Annotated in this window: 17 protein-coding genes and 1 pseudogene; 6 read left to right on the forward strand and 12 right to left on the reverse strand. The window is 69.8% G+C overall.

Annotated elements, in window-relative coordinates; genetic code table 11:
• Positions 1-71 precede the first annotated feature (71 nt).
• Positions 72-5003 (reverse strand): NAD-glutamate dehydrogenase, encoded by a 4932-nt coding sequence (locus OG588_RS19285; RefSeq protein WP_405948378.1) that lies wholly within the window; start codon positions 5001-5003, stop codon positions 72-74.
• 716 nt (positions 5004-5719) lie between these two features.
• Here OG588_RS19285 and OG588_RS19290 point away from each other — a divergent pair.
• Positions 5720-6286: a DJ-1/PfpI family protein gene (locus OG588_RS19290; protein ID WP_405948379.1), complete on the forward strand. Its 567-nt coding sequence runs from the start codon at positions 5720-5722 to the stop codon at positions 6284-6286.
• A 217-nt stretch (positions 6287-6503) separates the two neighbouring features.
• Here the strand turns inward: OG588_RS19290 and OG588_RS19295 are convergent, their stop codons facing one another.
• Entirely contained in the window at positions 6504-7169 is a 666-nt protein-coding gene (locus tag OG588_RS19295; protein ID WP_405948380.1) for an HAD family hydrolase, read from the reverse strand.
• 86 nt (positions 7170-7255) lie between these two features.
• Positions 7256-7771: a DUF6912 family protein gene (locus tag OG588_RS19300; protein ID WP_405948381.1), complete on the reverse strand. Its 516-nt coding sequence runs from the start codon at positions 7769-7771 to the stop codon at positions 7256-7258.
• A gap of 835 nt (positions 7772-8606) precedes the next feature.
• Between OG588_RS19300 and OG588_RS19305 the strand changes: the two genes are divergently transcribed.
• Positions 8607-8984 carry an Rv3235 family protein gene (locus OG588_RS19305; protein ID WP_405948382.1) on the forward strand — a complete coding sequence of 126 codons (378 nt, stop codon included), beginning with the start codon at positions 8607-8609 and terminating at the stop codon, positions 8982-8984.
• Between the two features lie 344 nt (positions 8985-9328).
• On the opposite strand, the gene secA is transcribed toward OG588_RS19305, so the two are convergent.
• Positions 9329-12145: a preprotein translocase subunit SecA gene (secA, locus tag OG588_RS19310; RefSeq protein WP_405948383.1), complete on the reverse strand. Its 2817-nt coding sequence runs from the start codon at positions 12143-12145 to the stop codon at positions 9329-9331.
• Positions 12146-12413: 268 nt separating this feature from the next.
• Here secA and OG588_RS19315 point away from each other — a divergent pair, with 268 nt between their 5' ends.
• On the forward strand, positions 12414-13019 hold the full coding sequence (locus tag OG588_RS19315) for a GNAT family N-acetyltransferase (RefSeq protein ID WP_405948384.1): 606 nt from the start codon (positions 12414-12416) through the stop codon (positions 13017-13019).
• 69 nt (positions 13020-13088) lie between these two features.
• The gene (locus OG588_RS19320; protein ID WP_405948385.1) at positions 13089-14264 is read left to right on the forward strand and encodes a winged helix-turn-helix domain-containing protein; all 1176 of its coding nucleotides are present in this window, start codon (positions 13089-13091) and stop codon (positions 14262-14264) included.
• 19 nt (positions 14265-14283) lie between these two features.
• Here the strand turns inward: OG588_RS19320 and OG588_RS19325 are convergent, their stop codons facing one another.
• The 3 genes from OG588_RS19325 to OG588_RS19335 all read right to left on the reverse strand — a co-directional run bounded on the left by OG588_RS19325 (position 14284) and on the right by OG588_RS19335 (position 16790).
• Positions 14284-15030, reverse strand: coding sequence for a response regulator (locus OG588_RS19325; protein ID WP_405948386.1), 747 nt, complete (start codon positions 15028-15030; stop codon positions 14284-14286).
• A gap of 205 nt (positions 15031-15235) precedes the next feature.
• The gene (hpf, locus tag OG588_RS19330; protein ID WP_365308152.1) at positions 15236-15928 is read right to left on the reverse strand and encodes a ribosome hibernation-promoting factor, HPF/YfiA family; all 693 of its coding nucleotides are present in this window, start codon (positions 15926-15928) and stop codon (positions 15236-15238) included.
• 313 nt (positions 15929-16241) lie between these two features.
• Positions 16242-16790: a ComF family protein gene (locus OG588_RS19335; protein ID WP_405953162.1), complete on the reverse strand. Its 549-nt coding sequence runs from the start codon at positions 16788-16790 to the stop codon at positions 16242-16244.
• Between the two features lie 18 nt (positions 16791-16808).
• Between OG588_RS19335 and OG588_RS19340 the strand changes: the two genes are divergently transcribed.
• Entirely contained in the window at positions 16809-17048 is a 240-nt protein-coding gene (locus OG588_RS19340) for a hypothetical protein (RefSeq protein ID WP_405953415.1), read from the forward strand.
• Positions 17049-17582, forward strand: coding sequence for a hypothetical protein (locus OG588_RS19345; protein WP_405953416.1), 534 nt, complete (start codon positions 17049-17051; stop codon positions 17580-17582).
• Positions 17583-17834: 252 nt separating this feature from the next.
• Here OG588_RS19345 and OG588_RS19350 read toward each other — a convergent pair.
• From OG588_RS19350 to mtnA, 5 genes and pseudogenes are all read right to left on the reverse strand, one after another.
• A pseudogene (locus tag OG588_RS19350) lies at positions 17835-18140 on the reverse strand (ComF family protein); the annotation flags it as partial.
• A 184-nt stretch (positions 18141-18324) separates the two neighbouring features.
• Complete coding sequence (locus OG588_RS19355) at positions 18325-20163, reverse strand: LpqB family beta-propeller domain-containing protein (protein ID WP_405948387.1); 1839 nt, start codon at positions 20161-20163, stop codon at positions 18325-18327.
• Positions 20153-22237 (reverse strand): MtrAB system histidine kinase MtrB, encoded by a 2085-nt coding sequence (gene mtrB, locus OG588_RS19360; RefSeq protein WP_405948388.1) that lies wholly within the window; start codon positions 22235-22237, stop codon positions 20153-20155. The genes OG588_RS19355 and mtrB overlap by 11 nt, the downstream gene beginning before the upstream one ends.
• 1 nt (position 22238) lies before the next feature.
• Positions 22239-22928: a two-component system response regulator MtrA gene (gene mtrA / locus OG588_RS19365; protein ID WP_187284748.1), complete on the reverse strand. Its 690-nt coding sequence runs from the start codon at positions 22926-22928 to the stop codon at positions 22239-22241.
• An 8-nt stretch (positions 22929-22936) separates the two neighbouring features.
• A complete protein-coding gene (mtnA, locus tag OG588_RS19370) occupies positions 22937-24076 on the reverse strand; it encodes an S-methyl-5-thioribose-1-phosphate isomerase (RefSeq protein WP_405948389.1) in 1140 nt (379 codons plus the stop codon).
• Positions 24077-24208: the final 132 nt, after the last annotated feature.

Raw genomic sequence — 24208 nt, forward strand, 5'->3', positions numbered from 1 at the left:
CAATGCGACTACTGAAGCGACTACTAATAGGCGCCTTCTAAAGAAGGGGCGTAGTAACTACGCCCCAGGGACTACGAGTGCGTCCGCAGCAGCGTGCGCATGGTGCGCATCGCCACCGACAGGTTGGCCAGGTCGAACGTCTCCGAGCCCTGGATCTCGTCCAGGGTCGTCCGCGCCCGGCCCAGGATCGCCGCGTTCTTCTCCTGCCAGGTCACGAAGCGCTGCTCGGGGGTCGAGGTGCCGTTGCCCGCCGCGAGGATGTCGGCCGTCAGCGCCGCGTGGGCCGCGTACAGGTCCTCGCGGATGGAGGCGCGGGCCATGGACTGCCAGCGGTCCGCGCGGGGCAACTCGATGATGCGGTCCATGAGTTGGGTGATGTGGAGGCGGTCGGCGAGGTCGTAGTAGACCTCGGCGACGTCCATCGGGTCCTTGCCCGTGCGGTCGGCCACCGAGACGATGTCGAGCGCCGGGAAGGCGGAGGAGAAGCCTGCCACCCGGGTGGCGAGTTCGGCGGGGACGCCGGCGCCGGTGAGCTCGTCGTAGATCTGCTGGTACCAGTCCAGGTCCGCGCCGCGCAGCAGCTTGGGCAGCTGGGACCAGACCTGCTCGACGCGCTCGCCGAAGAACTCGACGGTCTCGGCGAGTTGGAGCGGCTGCGGCCGGTTGTTGAGCAGCCAGCGGGTGCCGCGCTCGCACAGGCGGCGCGAGTGCAGGCGGATGCGGGTCTGGACGGGCGCCTCGACGGTGTTGTCGAGGGCCTCGACGCCGTCCCACACCTCGGCGGCGTCGAAGATCGCGCGGGCCGCGGTCTGCGCCCGGACGATCTCCTCCAGGGAAGCCCCGGTCTCCTCGCGGAGGCGGTGCAGGAAGCTCGTACCGCCGGTGTTGACCGTGTCGTTGACGAGGACCGTGGTGACGATCTCGCGGTGCAGCGCGTGGGTGTCGATCTGCTCGGCGAACTTCTCGCGCAGCGCGGTCGGGAAGTAGGCGTGCAGCAGGGTGCGCAGGTAGGGGTCGTCGGGCAGCGTGGTGTGCAGCAGCTCGTCGGCGACCGTGATCTTCGTGTACGCCAGCAGGACGGCCGTCTCGGGACTGGTCAACCCCTGTCCCTGGGCGAGCCGTTCGCGGATCTGGCGGTCGGTCGGCAGGAACTCCAGGGCCCGGTCGAGGTGGCCCTCGCGGACCAGGGTGCGCAGGAAGCGCTGCTGGGCGTGGAGCATGTCCTTGGACTGGGCGAGCGCGTTGGCGATCGCGGTGTTCTGCGCGTAGTTGTTGCGCAGGACGAGCGCGCCGACCTCGTCGGTCATCTCGGCGAGGATCTTGTTGCGCTGCTTGACGGTCATGTCGCCGTCGGTGACCAGGCCGTTGAGCAGGATCTTGATGTTCACCTCGTGGTCGGAGGTGTCCACGCCCGCGCTGTTGTCGATCGCGTCCGTGTTGATCTTGCCGCCCTGCTGGGCGAACTCGATCCGGCCGAGCTGGGTCAGCCCCAGGTTGCCGCCCTCGCCGACGACCTTGACGCGCAGGTCGGCGCCGTCCACGCGGATCGCGTCGTTGGCCTTGTCGCCGACGTCCGCGTGGGACTCGGTGCTGGCCTTGACGTAGGTGCCGATGCCGCCGTTCCACAGCAGGTCGACCCGTGACTTGAGGATCGCCTTCATGAGGTCGGCCGGTGTCATCTTGGCGACCTTGTCCTCGATGCCGAGGGCCTCGCGGACGTGTGCGTTGACCGGGATCGCCTTCGCGGTGCGCGGGAAGACGCCGCCGCCGGCCGACAGCAAGCCGGTGTCGTAGTCCGCCCAACTGGAGCGCGGCAGCTCGAACATGCGGCGCCGCTCGGCGTACGAGACGGCCGCGTCCGGGGTCGGGTCGAGGAAGATGTGCCGGTGGTCGAAGGCGGCGACCAGGCGGATGTGCTCGCTGAGCAGCATGCCGTTGCCGAACACGTCACCGGACATGTCGCCGACACCGACGACCGTGAAGTCCTCGCTCTGGGTGTCGACGCCCAGCTCCCGGAAGTGCCGCTTGACGGACTCCCAGGCACCGCGCGCGGTGATGCCCATCTTCTTGTGGTCGTAGCCGGCCGAGCCGCCGGAGGCGAAGGCGTCGCCGAGCCAGAAGTTGTAGCTCTCGGCGACTCCGTTGGCGATGTCCGAGAAGGTCGCGGTGCCCTTGTCGGCGGCGACCACCAGGTAGGTGTCGTCCTCGTCGTGCCGGACGACGTCCGCCGGAGGGACGACCTCGCCGGCCACCAGGTTGTCGGTGATGTCGAGCAGGGCCGAGATGAACATCTTGTAGCTGGCGATGCCCTCGGCGAGCCACGCGTCGCGGTCCACGCTCGGGTCCGGCAGCTGCTTGGCGACGAAGCCGCCCTTGGCGCCGACCGGCACGATGACGGTGTTCTTCACCATCTGCGCCTTGACCAGGCCGAGGATCTCGGTACGGAAGTCCTCGCGCCGGTCGGACCAGCGCAGCCCGCCGCGCGCGACCTTGCCGAAGCGCAGGTGCACGCCCTCGACACGCGGCGAGTACACCCAGATCTCGTACGCCGGTCGCGGCGCCGGCAGGTCCGGGATGGCCTGCGGGTCGAACTTCATCGAGACGTACGCGTGCGCGTGCCCGCCGAGCGCCTCCTGGAAGAAGTTGGTGCGCAGGGTCGCCTTGATGACGGTCAGGAAGGAGCGCAGGATGCGGTCCTCGTCGAGGCTCGCCACCTGGTCGAGCGCCGCGTCGACCTCTTCGAGGAGGGCGTCCACGATCTCCCGCCCGGCGCGCTGCCGGTCCGGCGACATCCGCGCCTCGAACAGCGAGACGAGCAGCCGCGTGGTGTGGACGTTGTTGCGGAGGGTGTCCTCCATGTAGTCCTGGCTGAAGGTCGAACCGGCCTGCCGCAGGTACTTGGCGTACGCCCGCAGCACCATCGCCTGACGCCAGTTCAGCCCGGCGCTCAGCACCAGCGCGTTGAAGCCGTCGTTCTCGGCCTGCCCGGTCCAGGTGGCGGCGAACGCCTCCTGGAACCGCTCGCGGCCGTTCTCGCCGAGAGAATCCCCGTTGCCGTTCTGCGACTTGGGCATCCGCAGCCCGAAGTCGTAGATCCACGCGGTCGTACGGTTCGAGCAGCGCAGTTCGTACGGCCGCTCGTCGACGACCTCGACGCCGAGGCGGCTGAGGACCGGCAGCACGGCGGAGAGGGAGACCGAGGCGCCCTTGCGGTAGATCTTGAAGCGGCGCTCGTCGGGGGCGGCGCCCACCGGCTCGTAGAGGCTGAGCGCGAAGGCCTGCTCCTCGGTGAGCTGTTCGAGGTGGACCAGGTCGGCGACGGCGGCGCGCGGGGAGTGGTCGGCCTTGTAGCCCTCGGGGAAGGCGTTGCCGTAGCTGCGCAGCAGTTCGGCGGCGCGCTCCTCGCCGCACTCCGCGTTCAGCGCCTCGCCGAAACCGTCGGCCCAGGAGCGGGCGGCCTCGACCAGGCGGGTCTCGATGCGGTCCTTGTCGGCGTCGGACAGCTCCGGCAGCTCGGTGCCCTGCGGGACACGGACCACGAAGTGCAGCCGGGAAAGGATCGACTCGGTGTTCCAGGCGGTGAAGTCGACGCTGATGCCGTCGAGCTCTTCTTTAAGGATGTCGATGATCCGCAGGCGTACGCCCGTGGTGTAGCGGTCGCGCGGGAGGTAGACGAGGGCCGAGTAGTAGCGGCCGTACTCGTCCTGGCGCAGGTACAGGCGCAGTCGCCGACGCTCTTGCAGGTAGAGCACGGACGTGACGATGGACCGCAGTTCGTCGACCGGGGTCTGGAACAGCTCGTCGCGCGGGTACGTCTCCAGGATCTGGAGCAGGTCGCGGCCGTCGTGGCTGTTGGGCGAGAAGCCGGCGCCTTCGAGCACCTCGTCGACCGTGCGCCGGATCACCGGGACCCGGCGGACGGACTCGGTGTAGGCGGCGGAGGAGAACAGGCCCAGGAAGCGGCGCTCGCCGACGACCTCGCCGTTCTCGTCGAACTTCTTCACGCCCACGTAGTCGAGATACGACGGACGGTGCACCGTGGAACGGCTGTTGGCCTTCGTCAGCACGAGGAGCTTGTGCTCGCGGGCCTTGGCCCGGGCGTCGGCCGGGAGCCGCTCGAAGGACGGGCTCACCGGGTGGCTGTCCTCGGCGCCGTGCTGCGGGTCGGAGCGCAGGATGCCGAGGCCGGTGCCGGGGACCGCGACGAGGGAGTCGTCCTCGCGGAGTTGGTACTCGCGGTAGCCGAGGAAGGTGAAGTGGTCGGCGGCCAGCCAGCGCAGCAGCTGGCGGGCCTCCTCGACCTCGCTGGAGGGCAGGTCGGAGGCGGTCGGCTCGGTGGGCAGCTCGTCGGCCATCCGCAGGGCCGAGTCCCGCATCTTCTCCCAGTCCTCGACGGCCTCACGCACGTCGGACAGGACGCGCAGCAGGTCGGCGGTGATCTGCTTCAGGTCGGCGCGGTCGGTCTCGCGGTCGATCTGTACGTGGATCCAGGACTCGGTGTATGCGTCGTGCGGCAGCTCACCGGCGGGCGGGGTGGTGAGCACCTCGATGAGCTTGCCGGTGAGGTCGCGGCGGACGACGACCTGCGGGTGGATGACGACGTGGATGCCGCGGCCCTGGCGGGTCAGCTCGTTGGTCACCGAGTCGACGAGGAAGGGCATGTCGTCGGTGACGACCTCGACGACGGTGTGGCTGCACGTCCAGCCGTTCTCCTCGACCGACGGGGTGTGCACCCGTACGTTCGCCGTGCCCTGAGGTCGGGTCTCGGCCAGCCGGTAGTGGGAGAAGGCGGCTCCGAAGACATCGACCGGGTCGCGGCCTGCGAGGTCCTCCGGGGCGGTGTGCAGGTAGTAGCGCTGGAGGAACGCGAGCACGGTCTCCCGGTCGGGAGTGCCCCCGTCCGTCGACCCGGTCGGTAGGTGCCCCCCGACCGGGCTGTTCTCAGCTACCCGAGCAGCCCTCTCGAGCAACTCGGCCTTTGCTTCGTCCAGCTTGGTCTGCATTGTCCTCTGGCTCCTGTCGCGCGCCGTTGCGTGACGTAGAAAGAAGTACGGTCACTTCCCCTGCGGCTCGACGCCACGGCCCGGGTTCTCCGGTCTGCTCAGACGCTATGCCGCAAGGTGAGATGAGCGGTGGGTTATCAGCCATTTTCGGCACGCCCGACGGGTGTGACGCTGCTCTCTGCCGCGCCGGTACCCGGGGTGTGCACGGCGTCCTGGGAGCCCTTGGAGCTCCGTCCCGCCCGCGAGGGTCTGTCGCACAGACCCTGGGAGGACCAGCGACCGCCGCCCGGTCACGGATGTGGTCCGTGGTCGCCGGGCGCGGAGCAGGGGCGACGATGCCCCCGCGAAATATCGCGCTGATCACGCCACAAGGCTATCTCTCCTTACCGGGGGCTCGTCATGAGCCGGTTGTGTACAAAACAGAGGGTGGAACTTTGACGTTATGCACAGGGGCGCAGCACATGAAATCGTCGTATTCACGGGCAGTCGGGACGGTGACGATGACGGTGTCCGAGCGGTGAGGCCCCTTGGCAAGCGCTCCGGCGCGCGGCACGTTGCCTATGAAGCGGCACGTTGCCCATGAACTTGGGAGCTCATGAGTTCACGAGCCCTTGAGCTCTTGAGCCCGTGACGCCCGACGCTCACGAGCCCACGGCCCCGTGAACCCATGACGCCCGGCGGAGACACCTGCCACGGCCACAGAGGAGCGCATCGACATGACAGCGAAGATCCTCATCGTCACCGGCGACGCAGCGGAGTCGCTGGAAGTCCTCTACCCCTACCAGCGCCTGCGCGAGGAGGGCTACGAGGTCCACATCGCCGCCCCCGAGCGCAAGAAGCTCCAGTTCGTCGTCCATGACTTCGAACCCGGCTTCGACACCTACACCGAGAAGCCCGGTTACACCTGGCCCGCCGATCTCGCCTTCTCCGAGGTCGATCCCGGCCAGTACGCGGCCCTCGTCATCCCCGGCGGCCGGGCCCCCGAGTACCTCCGCAACGATCCCGAACTCCGCAAGATCCTCAAGTTCTTCTTCGACACGGACAAGCCCGTGGCCCAGATCTGCCACGGCCCCCTGCTCACCGCCGCGATCGACGGCCTGCGCGGCCGGCGCGTCACGGCGTACCCGGCGCTCGAACTCGACATGCAGTCCGCCGGCGCGACCTTCCAGGACGCCGAGACGGTGGTCGACGGCACGCTGGTCTCCGCTCGCGCGTGGCCGGATCACTCCAGCTGGATGCGGGAGTTCCTGACGGTGCTGCGGGCGAAGGCACCGGTGACGTGACCTCGGCGGTCGGCGGTCGGCGGTCGGCGGTCGGCGGTCGGCGGTCGGCGGTCGGCGGTCGGCGGTCGGCGGTCGGCGGTCGGCGTGAGGTGACAGGGTGCGCGGTGCTTCTTGAAGTGCCGTGTCCCTGAGGCACAGAGCCCTTGAGTCGCTGCACTTCGGAAGGCACAGCCCCTTGAAGGCGCCGCGCCCCGTCACCCCGGCCGACAAGTCACCGTCACGCCGCCAGCCGCTCCGCCTCCGCGACGGCTTCCGCCAGGGAGTCCACCACCGGTACGCCGACCCCTTCGAGGCTGGCCCGGCTGTGCGAACCGCCGGTGTAGAGCACGGCCCGCGCGCCCACGTGCAGGGCGGCCACCGCGTCGTCGGCGGCGTCCCCGATCACCACGGTGCGCGCGGGGTCCACGTCGGCCAGCGCCCCGAGGTGCCGCACCATGTGCTCGGCCTTGCTGCCGCCGGAGGGACCGGTGCGCCCGTCGACCCGTATGAAGTGCGGTTCTATCCCGAACTCCCGCACCAGCGGGACGAGTTCGTCATGGCCGTACATGCTGAGGATCGACTGGCTGCGCCCCGCGGTCCGCCACCCCGCGAGCAGCTCCGCCGCGCCCTCGGTGAGCCCGCAGACGACGCGGTGCTCGGAGTAGTACCGATGGAAGGTCACGTCCATGACCTCCCACTCGGCGTCGGTGGGCAGCCGTCCCAGCAGCCGCTCGTAGAACTTGGGCACCGGCACGCAGTACAGCGCCCGGTACTCCTCCATCGTGATCGGCGTCAGCCCCAGCTCGGCGAACGCCGCGTTCGTCGCCCCGATGATCGCGTCATTGTCGTGGAACAGCGTGCCGTTCCAGTCCCAGACGATGTGCGCGCTTCCTTGCATCCCCATGCCAAAAAAGTACCCGCCGCCACTGACAATCAAGATAATCGCAGTTCAACGGGCACATACGGCCATCCGACCGCCGCCGAACAGGCTCAGTCGGCCAGCCCGACGAGGTTCGGGATCTCCTGCGTCGCGTACCAGAGCAGCTCGTGGTCCTCGGCCCCGTCCACGACGAACTGCGCGTCGTCGTCCCCGCGGTCCGCCGCCGGAAGCGCGTCGGCGGCGGCACTCACGTCACCCTCCGCGTCCCCGAGATCCACGTGTACGGCAGCCGCCTTGCCCAGCGCCACAGTTCCACTGACCCGCACCTCGCCGAGTGCCGCCGGGTCGAGTCCGCGGTCGGGGTCGGCGTGCGCGGTGCCGTCGGGTACGTCGACGGCGACCACGACCCGGCGGCGGGGTGCGTCGGGGTCTGCCGCCAGGAGCCGCAGCGAGGCGAGCGCGGCCCGGTTCAGCGCCGCGTACTCCAACTCCTCGATGTCGTCGGAGAGATACCACTCGCGCAGCGCGGGCGTGACGGCGTACGCGACGAAGGGTCCCGTCCCCAGCTCGCCCGTCTTGTACGCCTCGGCGAGACCGGAGAGGGTCAGGGGGACGTAGACGCGCATGTCTGGCCGCTTTCGTAGTTCGGAGAGTGCCTCGGAGAAGACGGTTCCGCGGACGGTGCCGCGCCTCCGCGAGGGTCTTCAGGATACGTGCGCGTGTCCCCTATCGAGTCCCCACCCGCACCCCCGAAGGCGTCCACCTCGCGCCCGAAATTCACCCGCGGCACCCCTGCGCTGACGGGCCAGGAGGCCCCCAAATCACCCGGATAAGTGAACAATCCGGCCCCTCCGACCCGCGCCGCCCCTTCCTTGCGGCCCCCGCCCATGACCCCGTACAAGATCCCCAACCACGAAGTTACTTCTCGGTACATTCCGGGACGACCACAACGGGGACCCCATGCACAAGGTCATGACCAGGACCGCCCAGCACACCCCGACCCGCCCCCCGACCCGCCGCGACCCCCGCCGCCCCGGCACGGGTTCGCCTCGCGGACACGGTGAGAGCGCGTCCCGCACGACGACCGGCGAGACCCTGCCGGCCACCTCGGCCGACGCCGTGGGCTCGCTTCCCACGACTCCCGGAACCGGGGCGACCGCCAACGCGGCCCAAGCGTCACGCGCAGCCGCCCCCTCCGCGACAGCGGGCCGAGGCGCAGCCCGCCCGCCCCTGGGAGACGGCCGCCCACCGGCCGCTGCGGGCCGTAGTACATCGGCTGCGGCCACGGCAGGCCGAGGCGCAGCTCGTACGACGCGTACGACGCCCACGGCCACGTCGAGCGGGGGCGCGGCCCCGACGGCTCTCGCGCCGTCGCCAGGTCGCGGCACAGCCCCTGCCACGCCCCCTCCCGCCGCAGGCCGAGCCGCACCCCCCACCTCGCCACACGCCGAACCCCACACCGTGCCCGCCCAGGCCGCCCGCAGCCGCGTCCCGCAGCCCCGCCCCACCGATCTCTTCGCCGACCGCCTCCTCGCCGTGCTGAGCGGCCAGCGGCCCGTCCACTCGATGCTCCGCCACACCGCCGGCCGCGCCTACGACGAACTGGCCCGCCTCGCCGAACACGGCCCCCTGCGCGCCACCCGAGGCACCCGCCCGGTGGTTCGCGACATCGGCTACTACGTCGCCCGCGAGGGCGCCGTGGAGGCCTTCGCCCGCATCGGCGCCGGTGACCAGATCCGTGCCATGGCCTTCCGCCTGGAACGCGGCGCGGACCTCCGCTGGCGCTGCACGGCAGTGGAACTGGGCGGCCCTCGCGCCCCGCACCAGGACGACGACTGAGAGGGCTGACGGCGGACCGGGGCCTACGGCGGCTGCGGCGGACCGGGACCTACGGCGGCTACGGCTGGCGGGCTGGCAACCACCCGCTGCGTCAGGTCGCCCCCGCCCATGCCGACCGACGCCCCCCGTCGTACCCACCGCACCCCCGCGCCTGCCCGCAACCGCACGCGCGCACGCCCGCCTGCACCCCACTCGCACACACGCACACACGCCGAAGGGCCGGGCACCATAACGATGCCCGGCCCTTCAAGGTCCTCCACCGGAGAGCGGCGGCCCCGGCAAGCTCGACCCCTCACTCAAGGGGCCGCCCGCCGCAGCTCACCACTCGACCCACGGAGCGACCCTCACTTCTTGCGGCGGCTGCTCCGGCGACCCTGCTTGCGGCGCTCCGCGCGCGTGAGGCCGTCCGCCTCGGAGCGCACCGGCTCGTCGTCGTCGCTGCTGAAGTCGCCCTCGACGATGCCGCCCTCACCGTCCACGGTCGGCGCGGAGAAGTGCAGCCGGTCCGGCCGCTGCGGGGCGTCGAGCCCCTTGGCACGGATCGCGGGACGGGCGCTCGCCTGCGCGGGCACCGTGTCCTCCTTGTCGAGCGACGGCTTGTCGTCCTCGACGGGGACTTCCTCGACCTGCTGCTCGACCTGGACCTCCAGGTTGAACAGATAGCCGGCGGACTCCTCCTTGATGCCGTCCATCATGGCGGTGAACATGTCGAAGCCTTCGCGCTGGTACTCGACCAGCGGGTCCTTCTGGGCCATCGCGCGCAGGCCGATGCCCTCCTGGAGGTAGTCCATCTCGTAGAGGTGCTCGCGCCACTTGCGGTCCAGGACCGACAGCACGACCCGGCGCTCCAGCTCGCGCATGATCTCGGAGCCGAGCTGTTCCTCGCGCCCCTCGTACTGCTCGTGGATGTCGTCCTTGATGGACTCAGAGATGAACTCGGCGGTCAGACCGGCCCGGTCCCCGGCCGCCTCCTCCAGCTCCTCCACGGTGACCCGCACCGGGTAGAGCTGCTTGAACGCGCCCCACAGCCGGTCCAGGTCCCAGTCCTCCGGGAAGCCCTCGGCCGTCTCCGCGGTGATGTACGCGTCGATCGTGTCGTCCATGAAGTGCACGACCTGCTCCTGCAGGTCCTCGCCCTCCAGGACACGGCGGCGCTCGCCGTAGATGACCTCGCGCTGCCGGTTGAGGACCTCGTCGTACTTGAGGACGTTCTTGCGGGTCTCGAAGTTCTGCTGCTCGACCTGCGACTGGGCGGACGCGATCGCGCGCGTGACCATCTTGTTCTCGATCGGCACGTCGTCCGGGACGTTCGCCATCGACATCACGCGCTCGACCATCTGGGCCTTGAACAGCCGCATCAGGTCGTCGCCGAGGGAGAGGTAGAAGCGGGACTCGCCCGGGTCGCCCTGTCGGCCGGAGCGACCGCGCAGCTGGTTGTCGATACGGCGCGACTCGTGCCGCTCGGTGCCGAGGACGTAGAGGCCGCCGAGGTCCTTGACCTCTTCGAACTCGTCCTTGACCGCCTGCTCGGCCCTCTCCAGGGCGGCGGGCAGGGCCTGCGCCCACTCCTCGATGTGCTCCTCGGGGTCGAGGCCGCGCTGGCGCAGCTCCGCCTCGGCGAGGTCGTCGGGGTTGCCGCCGAGCTTGATGTCCGTACCGCGGCCGGCCATGTTGGTCGCGACGGTCACGGCGCCCTTGCGGCCGGCCTGGGCGATGATCGGCGCCTCACGGTCGTGCTGCTTGGCGTTCAGCACTTCGTGCTGGATGCCGCGCTTGGCGAGCTGCTGCGAGAGGTACTCGGACTTCTCCACCGATGTCGTACCGACGAGGATCGGCTGGCCCTGCTCGTGCTTCTCGGCGATGTCGTCGACGACCGCCTCGAACTTCGCGACCTCGGTGCGGTAGATCAGGTCCGACTGGTCCTTGCGGACCATGGGCCTGTTGGTCGGGATCGGGACGACGCCGAGCTTGTAGATCTGGTGGAACTCGGCGGCCTCGGTCATCGCCGTACCGGTCATGCCCGAGAGGTTGCTGTAGAGGCGGAAGAAGTTCTGAAGGGTGATCGTGGCGAGCGTCTGGTTCTCGTCCTTGATGTCCACCCCTTCCTTCGCCTCGATGGCCTGGTGCATGCCCTCGTTGTAGCGGCGGCCGGCGAGGATACGCCCGGTGTGCTCGTCGACGATCATGACCTCGCCGTCGATGACGACGTAGTCCTTGTCCTTCTTGAAGAGTTCCTTGGCCTTGATGGCGTTGTTCAGGTAGCCCACCAGCGGGGTGTTCACCGACTCGTAGAGGTTGTCGATGCCCAGCCAGTCCTCGACCTTGCTGACACCGCCCTCGTGGATGGCCACCGTGCGCTTCTTCTCGTCGACGTCGTAGTCGCCCGTCTCCTCCAGGCCCTTGAGCGAGTTGCCTGCCTCGCCCTTCTTCAGGCGGGTGACCAGCTTGGCGAAGTCGCCGTACCACTTGGTGGCCTGGTCGGCCGGGCCGGAGATGATCAGCGGCGTACGGGCCTCGTCGATGAGGATGGAGTCGACCTCGTCGACGATCGCGAAGTTGTGGCCGCGCTGCACCAGTTCGTCCTGCGACCACGCCATGTTGTCGCGCAGGTAGTCGAAGCCGAACTCGTTGTTCGTGCCGTACGTGATGTCGCACGCGTACTGCTCGCGGCGCTGGGCCGGGGTCATGTTGGCGAGGATGCAGCCGACCTCAAGGCCCAGGAACTTGTGGATGCGCCCCATCATCTCGGAGTCGCGCTCGGCCAGGTAGTCGTTGACCGTGATGATGTGGACGCCGTCTCCGGAGAGGGCGTTCAGATACGCGGGCAGGGTGCCGACCAGGGTCTTGCCCTCGCCGGTCTTCATCTCGGCGACGTAGCCGAGGTGCAGGGCCGCGCCGCCCATCATCTGGACGTCGTAGTGGCGCTGGCCGAGGACGCGCTTGGCGGCCTCACGGACGGTGGCGAACGCCTCGGGCAGCAGGTCGTCCAGGGTCTCACCGTCGGCGTAGCGCTGCTTGTACTCCTCGGTGAGGGCCTTCAGCTCGGCGTCGGAGAGGTCCACGAAGTCCTCTTCGATGGACTTGACCTGGTCCGCGATGCGGTGCAGCTTGCGCAGGATCTTGCCTTCGCCTGCACGCATGATCTTCGAGAGGACGGACACGGGGCTTGGTCTCCTTGCCGGTCGGGCCTGGGACGGTCGGTTACCAATGACATGACTGAGCAACGGCCATCGTATGCGAGGACCCCGCCACGCCGGGAGCCTGCCGGGGACGCCGACCGTCCACTCGTTCAAATCTGCTTCAAAGAGGACAACGGCCGGGGGTCGCCGATGGTGCCGTGTCCCTCCGAGGAATTGCGCGAAATGTGATCACGCGCTCACGCAGCGCAAAAGGATGGCGTCCGTGTGCGCCCCCGAGCAGAATCGGCCGATGGAACCCGTCACGCTCACGACCGACCGTCTCCTCCTGCGTTCCGTAGGCCCCCGGGACACCGATGTCGTGTATTCCGCCGCCCAGGACCCCGAGATCCAGCGCTGGACGACGATCCCCTCGCCCTACCTTCTGGAGCACGCGCAGAGTTTCACCGAGCAACTGGTCCCGGAGGGCTGGGAGAACAGTTCGATGTTCACCTTCGGCGTCTTTCTCCCCGGACTCCCCGGACTCCCCGAAGGGGAGTTGGTGGGCATGCTCGCGATCACGATGCGCTCCCTGGGCGTCGGCGAGGTCGGCTTCTGGGCCACCAAGGAGCACCGCGGCAACGGCTACATCACCGAGGCCACCGTCGCCGTCTCCCGCTGGGCCTTCACCCGCCTGTCGATCGACCGCGTGGAATGGCGTGCGGAGGTCGGCAACAAGGGCTCCCGCGCGGTGGCCGAACACGCCGGTTTCACCATCGAGGGCACGCTCCGCTCCGCACTCAACAACAAGGGCGTACGGCGGGACTGCTGGGTGGGCTCCCTGCTCCCGTCGGACCTGGGCCTGCCGTCGACGGCGCCGTACCTGCCCACCCAGCCGCACCTGCCCACCCAGCCGTAGCGCATCCGTAGCGGGACGAATCCCCAGCTCAGCCCGCGTTGTCAGTGCCACCCTCTATCGTGCGGAGACATGACGAGTGCCCCGCGCCCCACGACCGACCTGTCGGCGGACGAAGCCCGCCGCATCGCCCTGCGAGCCCAGGGTTTCCTCGGCGTCCCCGACCGCCGCGCGGGCGTGCGCGGCGTGCTCCGCCATCTCGGCGCGGTCCAGCTCGACACCATCTCGGTCCTAGCCCGCTCCCACGAACTCATCCCGTACGCCCGCCTCGGCGCCGTCCCCCGCAAGACGGTCGAGGACGCGTACTGGACCGAGACGCATGCCTTCGAGTACTGGTCGCACGCCGCCTGCATCCTCCCCGTCGAGGAGTGGCCCCACTTCGCCTTCCGCCGCCGCGCCTACCGCGGCCGCCCGCACTGGAACCACGACCTCCCCGACGGCACCTACGACCAGGTCATCAAGCAGCTCCAGACCGAAGGCCCGCTGACGTCAACGGAGTTGGGCGGCGCCAAGCGCACCAGCGAGTGGTGGGACTGGTCCGGCGCCAAGGTCGCCGTCGAGCGCGCGCTCATGTACGGCGAGGTGGTGTGCGTGCAGCGCCGCGGCTGGAAGCGCGTCTACGACCTCGCCGAGCGCGCGATCCCGCAGACCCTGCTGCACGACGAGCTGGATGACACGGAGTGCCTCCGCCGCCTGGTCCGGCTGGCGGGCCAGTCCTTGGGCGTCGGCACGCGCGCGGACCTCGCCGACTACCACCGTCTCAAGGGCGAGCAGGTAGACGCCGTGATCGCCGACTCGGGCCTGGTCCCGGTCACGGTCGAGGGCTGGGGCAAGCCGGCCTGGGCAGACCCGGCGGCCCTGGAGACACCCCCGCGCGGCCGCCACCGCACCACACTCCTGTCCCCCTTCGACTCCCTGATCTGGGAGCGGGCCCGCACAGAGCGCATCTTCGGCTTCACCCACCGCCTGGAGGCCTACGTCCCCAAGCCGAAACGGGTCTACGGCTATTTCGCGATGCCGGTGCTGGCGGGAGGCCAACTGGTCGGCCGCGTCGACCCCGCGCGCGAGGGCCGCACCCTGGTGGCCAAGCAGGTCACCCTGGACGGCGTGAAGGCCGTCCCGTCCGTGGCGCAGGCCCTGGTGGAGGCCGCGAGCTGGGTGGACTGCACGGACGTACGTGTGGAGCGGGTGGACACCCCCGAGCTGCGCGCCCCCCTCGCCAGAGAACTCGTCCGTCTCCTGGCATGAGGGACACCTGGCCCGAGGGTCAGCGGATCTCGAGGATCTTCTCCCGCATCGCGTAGACGACCGCTTCCATCCTGGAGTGCAGCTGGAGCTTCTCCAGGATGTTGCGCACATGGTTCTTCACGGTGTTCTCGGAGATGAACAACTGCTTGGCGATATCGCGGTTGTTCATTCCGGTGGCGACGAGTTTGAGAACCTCCAGCTCACGGTCGGTGAGCCGGGGCGCGGGCACCAGTCGGCGCTCGTCGGTGCGCTGGATCATCGACTTGAACTCGGTGAGGAGTTTCGACGCCATGGAGGGGCTGATCTGCGACTGTCCGTCGGCCACGGCGCGAATGGCGGTGACCACTTCGTCGGTCGAGATCTCCTTGAGGAGATATCCCGTCGCGCCCGCCTTGATCGCGTCGTAGAGATCGGCCTCTTCGTCGCTGATCGTGAGCATGATGATCTTCGCGCTGGGTGCCACCTCCTTGATGGAGGTGCACGCCTCGATCCCGCCCCGCTTCGGCATCCGTACGTCCATCAGGACGATGTCGGGCAGCAGGTCGGCGGCCTTGTCCACGGCCTCTGCGCCGTCACCGGCCTCGCCGACGACCTGGATGTCCTCCTCGGCCGCCAGCACGATCTCCAGGCCGCGGCGGAAGAGGGCGTGGTCGTCCACGACAAGGACTCTGATCGGCTCCTTGCGTGTCGAGCCCGCTTCCGGGCCCATGCCGACGACGCCGCCGTCGGCATCCCCGACATGCATCGGTCCGAAGCTGTCCGCCATCGTTCCTCCCCCTGAAGGCTGTGGCCTGTGGTCCTGTGCCATCGCCAACCCAAGGCAGCGGCCCACCGGTTGGGCCTGTACGGCCATGATTCCATGCCCGGACGACAGTGCGGTCACGGAGCGGGGCGCGAAGTGGTCGCACACCGGTGCCCCTGGGGGCGCACACGCGCTCCAGGGGCACCGGCTCAGCTGTCTGCCGGGTGGGTCAGCCGCCCAGCGTGCCGCCGGCCGCGGGCGGTTGCGCCTGCGTGACCATCGGGTCCGTGCTGAGGTGGATGACGCCGTAGTCGTAGGCGTGCCGTCGGTAGACGACGCTCGGTTCCTTGGTCTCGGAGTCGACGAACAGGTAGAAGTCGTGTCCGACCAGTTCCATCTCGTAGAGCGCCTGGTCGAGGGACATCGGAGAGGCGACGTGGGTCTTCTCGCGGACGACGAGGGGGCCTTCGCCCTTCACCTCCAGCGAGCCGATCTTCTTGGTGGGCACACCGTCCGGCTGCTCGTCCGGGACGGCGTGGCCGTTGCCGTTGAGCGTCGCGGCGCCCGGGACGTGGTCGGGGACCTCGGCGGCGGTGAGCCTACGGGCGCCGCGGCGGGTGTTGCGCTTGTCGTGCTGCTTGCGCAGCCGGGCGTCCAGCTTCTCCGCCGCGAGGTCGAGTGCCGCGTACGGATCGTTGGCCGATGCCTCCGCCCGGATCACCGGACCGCGGGAGCGGAGCGTGATCTCCACTCGGTCACAGCGGTCGGCCTGTCGGGGGTTCGGCTCCTTGGACACCTCCACGTCGAGGCTGATCACCTTGCCGTCGAGCTTCTGGATCTTCTCCAGCTTCAGCTTCTCGGCCACGTGCTTGCGGAACCGCTCGGGCACCTCGGTCTTGCGGCCCTTGACGACGATGTCCACGCAGAACTCCGTTCCCGGATCGCTCCGCTTCGCTGCGGAGCGTCTCCCTTTCGCACCAGGCTCCGGTCACCCCGGAACCTCGGACTCGGTGACTTCCACCTCCTCCTCCCCCATGGGCAAGATCTCCACCCCATGGCCGCGGGTGATTGCAGAAAACCCGCAGCACGGCATTCGGATAGGAGAGGTGCGGCCTGCGCCTTTCTCTCACAACCGAACATATCTCGCCCGGACGGATGTCGTCACCCTCTACTGCGGCGTACCTCCGTTCAGGTGAATTGCCCCTGTCATTACCTGCAACGACGCAAGTTCACGGTCAGTTCCGGTTTATTTCGAAGGAATCTGGCGACGCCGCGATCACCGCCGCGCAGATCAGGTCAGCGGGGCCGTTCGCACCCACGATTCCCGGTGCACTGAGTGCCATGTTCCTCCCGTTCTCCATTGATCCGCCGTTTGATCTGTCGATGTGTTCCTCTCTGCCTTCCCTGGACACACGCGCATACACAGCGGCGGTCGCGCCAACTTCTCCGCCGCACGCGATCGCCTCACGCACGGCACGCGCCGCCTCCCTCAAGGAGGCCCCCGTCGTCATCAGGTCGTCGACGAGCACCACCCGACCACCCGCGAGCAACCGGGCACCGCCCGCGACCACCTCCAGCGCGCCGGCGAGATTGTCCAGCCGTTCCCGCGAGTTGAGCCCCGACTGATCGGCCACCCACCGCCGCTGCCGCAACACCGCCACCACCCGGGCCGGCGTCCCGCTCCGCCGCAACTCCCCCGCCGCCGCCAACGCGATCCGCCGCGCCGGATCATGCCCCCGAGCCCGCACGGCCCCCCGCGCGGAAGGCACGGGCACGAGCAGCACCGGCAGCTGACTGTGCCCGTGCCCCTGGCCCCGGGACCGGACCTGACCGACATCCACGCGCGGCCCGACCTGCGCGCCCCGACCGACCTGCGCATGTCGCCCGTCCTGAGCCTGCGGCTGCCCTGCCTGCACCGGCCCGACCTGAGCCTCGCTGACCGGCCCGACCTGAGCCTGTGCGGTCTGCCCGACCGGACTGACCGGAGCCTGCCGCTGACCGACCTGTGTATGTCGCCCGTCCTGAGCCTGCGGCTGCCTTGATTGAGCCTGCGCGAGCTGAGCCTGCCCAACCTGAGCGTGCGGCTGCCGTACCTGCGCCTGCGCAACCCACGCCTGCCCTGCCTGCTCCTGCTCCTGCTCCTGCTCCTGCTCCTGCTCCTGCTCCTGCTCCTGCTCCTGCTCCTGCTCGATCTGAGCCCGCGCTACCTGCCCAGCCAGCCCGAGCTGAGCCTGCCGCTGCTCTGGTTGATCCAGCGCGGCCTGCCTTGCCAGCCTTTCCTCCGCCACCTGCCCCGCCTGCACCGGATATCCGCCACCCGACGGCGGCCCCCCTGCCTCAATCTCCCCACCCTGAACCTGCCGCATCCGACGCTGCCCAACCGGCACCTGCCATGCCTGGGCTTCCCTGAACTGCGCCTGCCGTGCCCGCAGTTGCCCTACTTGAACCTGCCCTACCTCAACCTGTCCGCCCCGCGCCTGATCCGCCCGAGACCGAGACCACTCCTCTTGCGCCGTACCGCCCCCCTCAACCACCGGCCGTCCCACCTGCACCGTGCCAAACCCGGCCACCACTGACCGCGCGGCCTGCACCGCGTCAGCCCCCGGAACTACCGGCTGGACACCCGACACCGCATCGCCCCCGACAACTCCCCCACCGCACCCCAACCCCACGGCCACTCCCGCACCCCCACCCCAGCCACTCTCACCACCCACGTAGCCCTCCTCCCCCGGCTCCGCAGACCCCGGCACCAACCCCCCACCCACTCCCGCCAAGCCCCCGACCACCCCCACCAAACCGCCACCCACCCCCGCCACAGCCCCGTAGACTCCCACCCCGCACTCCCGAAGCCCCACCCGCACAGCGCCCGCCAGAGCCGCGCCCAGTGGCCCCGCGAGGGCCAGTGCGCCTCGTTCCTTGTGGGCGAGGAGTGCCGCGCGCACCTCGTCCGCGTAAGGAGCCGCCGCGTACGTCGCCGGGAGCCCGGCCGGCTCGGGCATCGGTCGTACCCGGCCCGGTACGGCCCCGGTCAGGACGGCACGGCACTCCGGGCAGAGCACCGTGCGAGGCCTCCCGCAGCCTCCGCACTCGGCCGGCAGCACCAGATCCGTGAGGTCACGCCACCACCCCCGCATGCCCACCACTGTGCCAACGCCCTCGCCGACCGGCCACCCCTGTGGACAACTCCACGCACCCGTCGACAGCCGTCACCCACACGAGTGCAAGGCCGCTCCGGAAATCACGAACGGCCGCCTCCACCGAGCCTCAGCCCGACCGGAGACGGCCGCTTTCAGTGCGCCACCTCAAAACACCGACGCGTCACCCCGGATAAACCGGCGCCGACCCCGCCTTGACCACCTTCTGCCACTGCGCCCCGTTGGGCAGCCGCACGATCCCGTCCTCCGAGTAGGCCACCAGCGGCAGCTTGTCGTTCTCGGACGCGGCGATCTCCTTCACCCCGGTCAGGGCCGCGGGCGCCGGGCCCTCCGGCGTGGAGCCGTCGACCTGGACGTAGCGCATCTGCAGCACGCCCTGCTGCTCGCGCCCCACCACCACGAGCCGGCTGTCCCCGGCCCACGACATGGCCGTGATCTCCTCCAAGTCCGGGGTGGCGGAACGCAGTTCGAGAACCGAGACCACCGGCGTCTCCCCCGCCGCCCCGCTCCGCTGGATCCGCCCGATGAGCAGGGACCGCTTGCCTTCCTTCTCCACGACGAGCGCGATCCTCACCCCGTCGGCGGCCACCCGTACGGATTCGACACGGCCGTCCAGCCCCGGTGTCTCGACCGCGATCGGCTCTCCCGCGCCCTTCTGCAACAGGAGCAGCCGGGGCTTCTTCGGGTCCTGGTCGGCCACCCAGAGGTCGTTTTGCGCGTCCCAGCTGGGCGCGGTCAGCCGGTCGGCCTCCGTCTTGCCCTGGCTGGTCAGCACGGGGTCTCCGAGTGAGGCGCCGGACACCAGCGACCCGACGTAGAGCGACTTCCCGTCGAGACTGACCCCGGCCCCGGTCTCCTCGTCGCGCGACACGGCCACCGACCGCAGTTGCTTGACGCCCTCGCCCAGCGCGCCCGGCACCGGCTCGGCCTGCGTGCTGCGGCTGCTGCCGGCGATCCGCACCACGCGGTGCTTGTCGTCGAGGAAGTACAGGTACCCGGGGCGGTTGACGGCGCCGTGTGCCCCGACAGTGTCCGCGCTGCTCTCCTTGTAGAGGCACAACTGCGCGCCGTTGGCGGCCTGCAGCTCGACCTCGTCCACTGTGGGCGTCATGGTCTGGAGCGTGTAGAGGATCTGTGTCGCCATCTCGTTGCACCGGGCCAGCCCCACCCGCGAGGCCTTCTGGTTCAACGGGACCGTCAGCTTGTTCGTGTCGTCGGGCGTCAACGAGGTGACGCCCTTCCGCAACGCCGTCCCGGTGGGGAAGCTCGACCGGACCACGGGCCCGAGCCAACTGGTGGGCCCGTTGAGAAGCGACCGCACCATCTGCGTCATGGGGTCCACCCGCCGCCGTACGAACACGGGGTCGGCGACGGCGATCGGCTGCGGATTCGTACCGGCCGACGTGTTCGACGCGAAGTAGTACTTGTTGACCGACATGTAGTTGCGCTGAAAGTCCGACTCACCCATGACGACGCCCTGCGGCAGTTCGTCGATGCGCCACTGGCCGCTCTTCGCGTCCTTCGTCAGGTGTACGGCCTTGCTGTACTTCCCGTCCGCCGGCGCGTACGCCTGCTGCGAGTCCACCGTGGCGACCCGGTCACCGGTGAGCGTGTACGTGAAGGTGCCGGTGTCCTCCCTGCCGACCGGGGGACGGACGGCATCGGTACTCGGCCCGTCGGCGAGCACCGTGGTGGACTGCTCCGGCTGCCAGCCCCGCGCGGCCTTGGCGGACAGGTACAGGCGGGCCGTCTTGTAGGTCGGGTCGTCGCTGGTCAGCGCTTCCAGGAAGCCCTGCACGATCTCCCCCTGCGACGCGTCCTCCCGGGGCGGCATCGCGAAAACGCGCACCTGGGTGTCCTGTCTGGGCGTCGACTCAACCCCCCGGAGATCTCCGCTGTCGGGCATCGAGGCACATCCCGCCAGCACTACGACGCCCATCGCGACGTACGCCGCCGCGCGTGCCGGCTTCCGCCGAGCGCCTCCCGCGCGGTCAGCGCCCACGAGATGCCTCCCCCTGCTTGTTCGAATCCTCCGGTACGCCGGCCGGGTCCGTGCTGTCCGTGGCCTCGCTCCGGGCCGGCTCCACGGGCGTCCGGTCCTCCTGCCGCCGGGTGCTGCCGGTCGGCCGGGGCACCACGCGCGCGCCGTTGCCGGGCAGCGCCGTCGGGTCCGCCGTGGCGGTCGTGGCGCCCATCCTCGGGGCGATCGGGGTCCGCGCGGGTATCGGCGACCCCTGGTCACCCATCGGCTGCACCGGGACCGTCGCGCGCTTGTCACCGCCCCCGCTCGGCAGACCGGCGTCATTAAGTCCACGATTACGGCGTGAGTCCTTGGGCTCCAGGGGTATCGGCGAGCCCCGTAGCGGTTCGTCCGCGGTCCGCGGCAGCGTCAGCCGGAACTGCGAACCGCCGCCCGGCTCCCCCCACGCCTGCAGCCAACCGCCGTGCAGCCGCGCGTCCTCCAGGGCGATGGACAGCCCCAGTCCCGTACCACCGGTGGTACGCGCGCGTGCCGGGTCGGCCCGCCAGAAGCGGCTGAACACCCGGGTCGCCTCACCGGGCTTGAGCCCCACTCCGTAGTCGCGCACCGCGATGGCGACCGCCCCGCCCGCGGTGGCGAGCTTGACTATGACGTCCTTGCCGTCGCCGTGCTCCACGGCGTTGACGACGAGGTTGCGCAGCACCCGCTCCACCCGCCGGGCATCGGCCTCAGCGACCACGGGCTGCTGGTCGCCGACGACGCGTATCTGCGTGCCCTTGCGCTCGGCGAGCGGCGCGGCGCCGCTGAGCACCCGCCGTACGACCTCTCTGAGATCTATCGGCTCGGCCTCCAGGGCAGCCGCGCCCGCGTCGAAGCGGCTGATCTCCAGCAGGTCCGCGAGCAGCGTCTCGAACCGGTCCAGCTGGTCGGCGAGCAGTTCGGCCGACCGCGCGGTCATCGGATCGAAGTCCACGCGCGCGTCGTGGATGACATCGGCCGCCATCCGTACGGTCGTCAGCGGTGTCCGCAGCTCGTGCGACACATCGGACACGAACCGCCGCTGCATCCGCGACAGGTCCTCCAACTGCTGGATCTTCAACTGAAGGTTCTGCGCCATCTTGTTGAAGGCCTCGCCGAGCCGCGCGATGTCGTCCTCGCCGGTGACCTTCATCCGCTCCTGGAGCCGCCCGGCGGACAGCCGCTCGGCGATCCCGGCGGCCATCCGCACCGGCGTGACGACCTGCCGCACGACGAGCCAGGCGATGGCACCCAGGAGTACGACGACGAAGAGCCCGGCCGTGGCAAGGGTTCCCTTGACCAGGCTGAGCGACTTCTCCTCCTGGGTGAGCGGGAAGAGGTAGTACAGCTGGTACGGGTCGCCGTTCGGGTCGTTGACCTGCTTGCCCACGACCAGCGCCGGCTGGGAATCCTTGCCGTTGCTGTAGATGATGCGGGTGTAGCTCTGGGCAGCCGTCGTACGGTCGTTGACCCGCGCGCGCAGGTCCTCAGGCACGCTCGCGGACGGGTCGACGTACCCGGAGCCGCGCGGGCTGCGTCCGCCGCCGCTGTCCATGCCCGCGGGCAGTGTCACCACGTCGAAAGCGCCCTGACCGCCGCTGGACAGCGACGACACGAGGTCGCTCATCCACTGGATGACGTTCTGGGAGGAGTTGCCGCCGGTCGCGGAACCGTCGTCGGCGGTCCCGCTGGCCGCCTCGTCGGCCCGCTGCTTGGCCACGGCGAAACCGCCCGTGGCCTGGCTCTGCGAGGCCTTCACCTTGGCGTCCAGCAGGCCGTTGCGCACCTGCCCGATGACGACGAAGCCGAGCAGCAGGACGACGCCGAGCGACATCAGCAGGGTCGTGACCACGACCTTGAGCTGGATGTTGCGCCGCCACAGCCGCATGACCGGCAGCAGCGGCCGACGCACCCAGCGCATGAACAGGCGGAGGACCGGGCTGCCCTGGACTCCGCCCTGCAGCAGCCCGCCCTCCAACAGGCGCCCCCAGCGGGAGCCCGCCGCCGTCCGGCCGACAGGCCGCCCCGCGCGGGCCCCGGACCCCCCGGGCGCCGAAGCGGCACTGTCCCTGGACATGTCAGCTCGGTCCCGCCTTGTAACCGACCCCGCGGACGGTCACCACGATCTCCGGCCGCTCCGGGTCCTTCTCGACCTTGGAGCGCAACCGCTGGACATGCACGTTCACCAGCCGGGTGTCCGCCGCGTGCCGGTAGCCCCAGACCTGCTCCAGGAGCACCTCACGCGTGAACACCTGCCACGGCTTACGGGCCAGCGCGACCAGCAGGTCGAACTCCAGCGGCGTCAGCGCGATCGACTGACCGTCCCGCTTCACGGAGTGACCGGCCACGTCGATGACCAGATCCCCTATGGCGAGCTGCTCGGGCGCCGGCTCCTCCGACCTCCGCAGCCGCGCCCGGATCCGGGCGACCAGCTCCTTCGGCTTGAACGGCTTCACGATGTAGTCGTCAGCGCCCGACTCCAAGCCCACCACGACATCGACGGTGTCGCTCTTCGCCGTGAGCATCACGATCGGCACCCCGGACTCCGCCCTGATCAGGCGGCACACCTCGATACCGTCCCGTCCGGGCAGCATCAGGTCCAGGAGCACCAGGTCGGGCTTGCTCTCACGGAAAGCGGCCAGCGCCTTGTCGCCGTCGGCTACGAAAGACGGCTCAAAACCTTCACCACGCAACACAATGCCGAGCATCTCGGCCAGTGCGGTGTCGTCATCGACGACAAGGACTCGTCCCTTCATAAACGACATCATCCCATTAACTAAATCGTTACCTGTCGTGACCTGTCACACAGCTCTGCCAGCGCCCCCGCAGTCACGGGCGAAACGGCGCCTTCTTCGGTGACGATCGCCGTCACCAGCTCGGGAGGCGTCACGTCGAACGCCGGGTTGTACGCCTGGGTCCCCAGTGGTGCCACCGGAATCCCGCCTCCCGCTCCCGACACCGTCACTTGGGGTGACGTGATCTCCGTCACTTCGAAGCCGGGGCGCTGCTCCACCTCGATGGACGCCCCGTCCGGCGTGTCCGGATCAATCGTCGTCACCGGCGCCACCACGATGAACGGCACATGGTGATACCGGGCGAGCACGGCGAGCGGATAGCTCCCCACCTTGTTCGCCACCGAACCGTCGGCGGCGATCCGGTCCGCCCCGATCAGCACCGCGTCCACCTCCCCGGCCGCGAACAATGAGCCCGCCGCGTTGTCCGTGAGCAAGGTGTACGCCATTCCGTTGCGTGCCGCCTCATACGCCGTCAGGCGAGCACCTTGCAGCAACGGACGCGTTTCGTCCACCCACAGCCGCCTCAGCCGCCCGTCCCGGTGCGCCGCGAGCGCCACCGCGAAGGCCGTGCCCTCGCCGCCCGACACCAGCGCCCCGGTGTTGCAGTGGGTCAGAATCCGGTGCCCGCCGCCGGGCAGCAGCTCGTCCAGCAGGGCCAGCCCGTGCGTGGCCATCCGCGCGCTGGCCTCGGCGTCCTCCCGGTGCAACCGCCGCGCCGCCGCCAACGCGGCCCCTGCCGCCTGCTCGGGATCGCCTCCCTTGGCCACCGCGTCGCGGTGCGCGGCCTGGGCCCTGCACACGCCTACGGAGAGGTTCACCGCGGTGGGCCGGGCGCCCGCCAGCGCGAGAGCGGCCTCGTCCACGTCGAAGCCCCGCGCGGCGGCGAGCGCGACGCCGTACGCCCCCGCGATGCCGAGCAGCGGCGCCCCGCGCACCGCCAGCGAGCGGATCGCGTCCACCAGCGCGGACGCGTCCGTGCACACCAGCTCGACCTCCTCGGCCGGCAGTCTCGTCTGGTCGAGAAGGACCAGCACAGGGCCCTCGGGGGGCTCGTCCCAACGGATCGCGGGTATCTCGGTCGGCCGGCCGTCCTCGCCGGATTGCGCGTACTGATCAGCCATGCGGTCAGTCTGCCCCGGATCCGGCGGACAATTGAAGGTGCGCAGCCCATACCGCGGCCGGTCACCGCTCGACCACCCCATGGCACGATGGCTGCCAACCTGCCACCGCGCCTGCGGACGGGCACCGTGAAG

Origin of the sequence: Streptomyces prunicolor, assembly GCF_045162825.1 — a bacterium.
In the GTDB taxonomy this organism is placed as follows: domain Bacteria; phylum Actinomycetota; class Actinomycetes; order Streptomycetales; family Streptomycetaceae; genus Streptomyces; species Streptomyces prunicolor.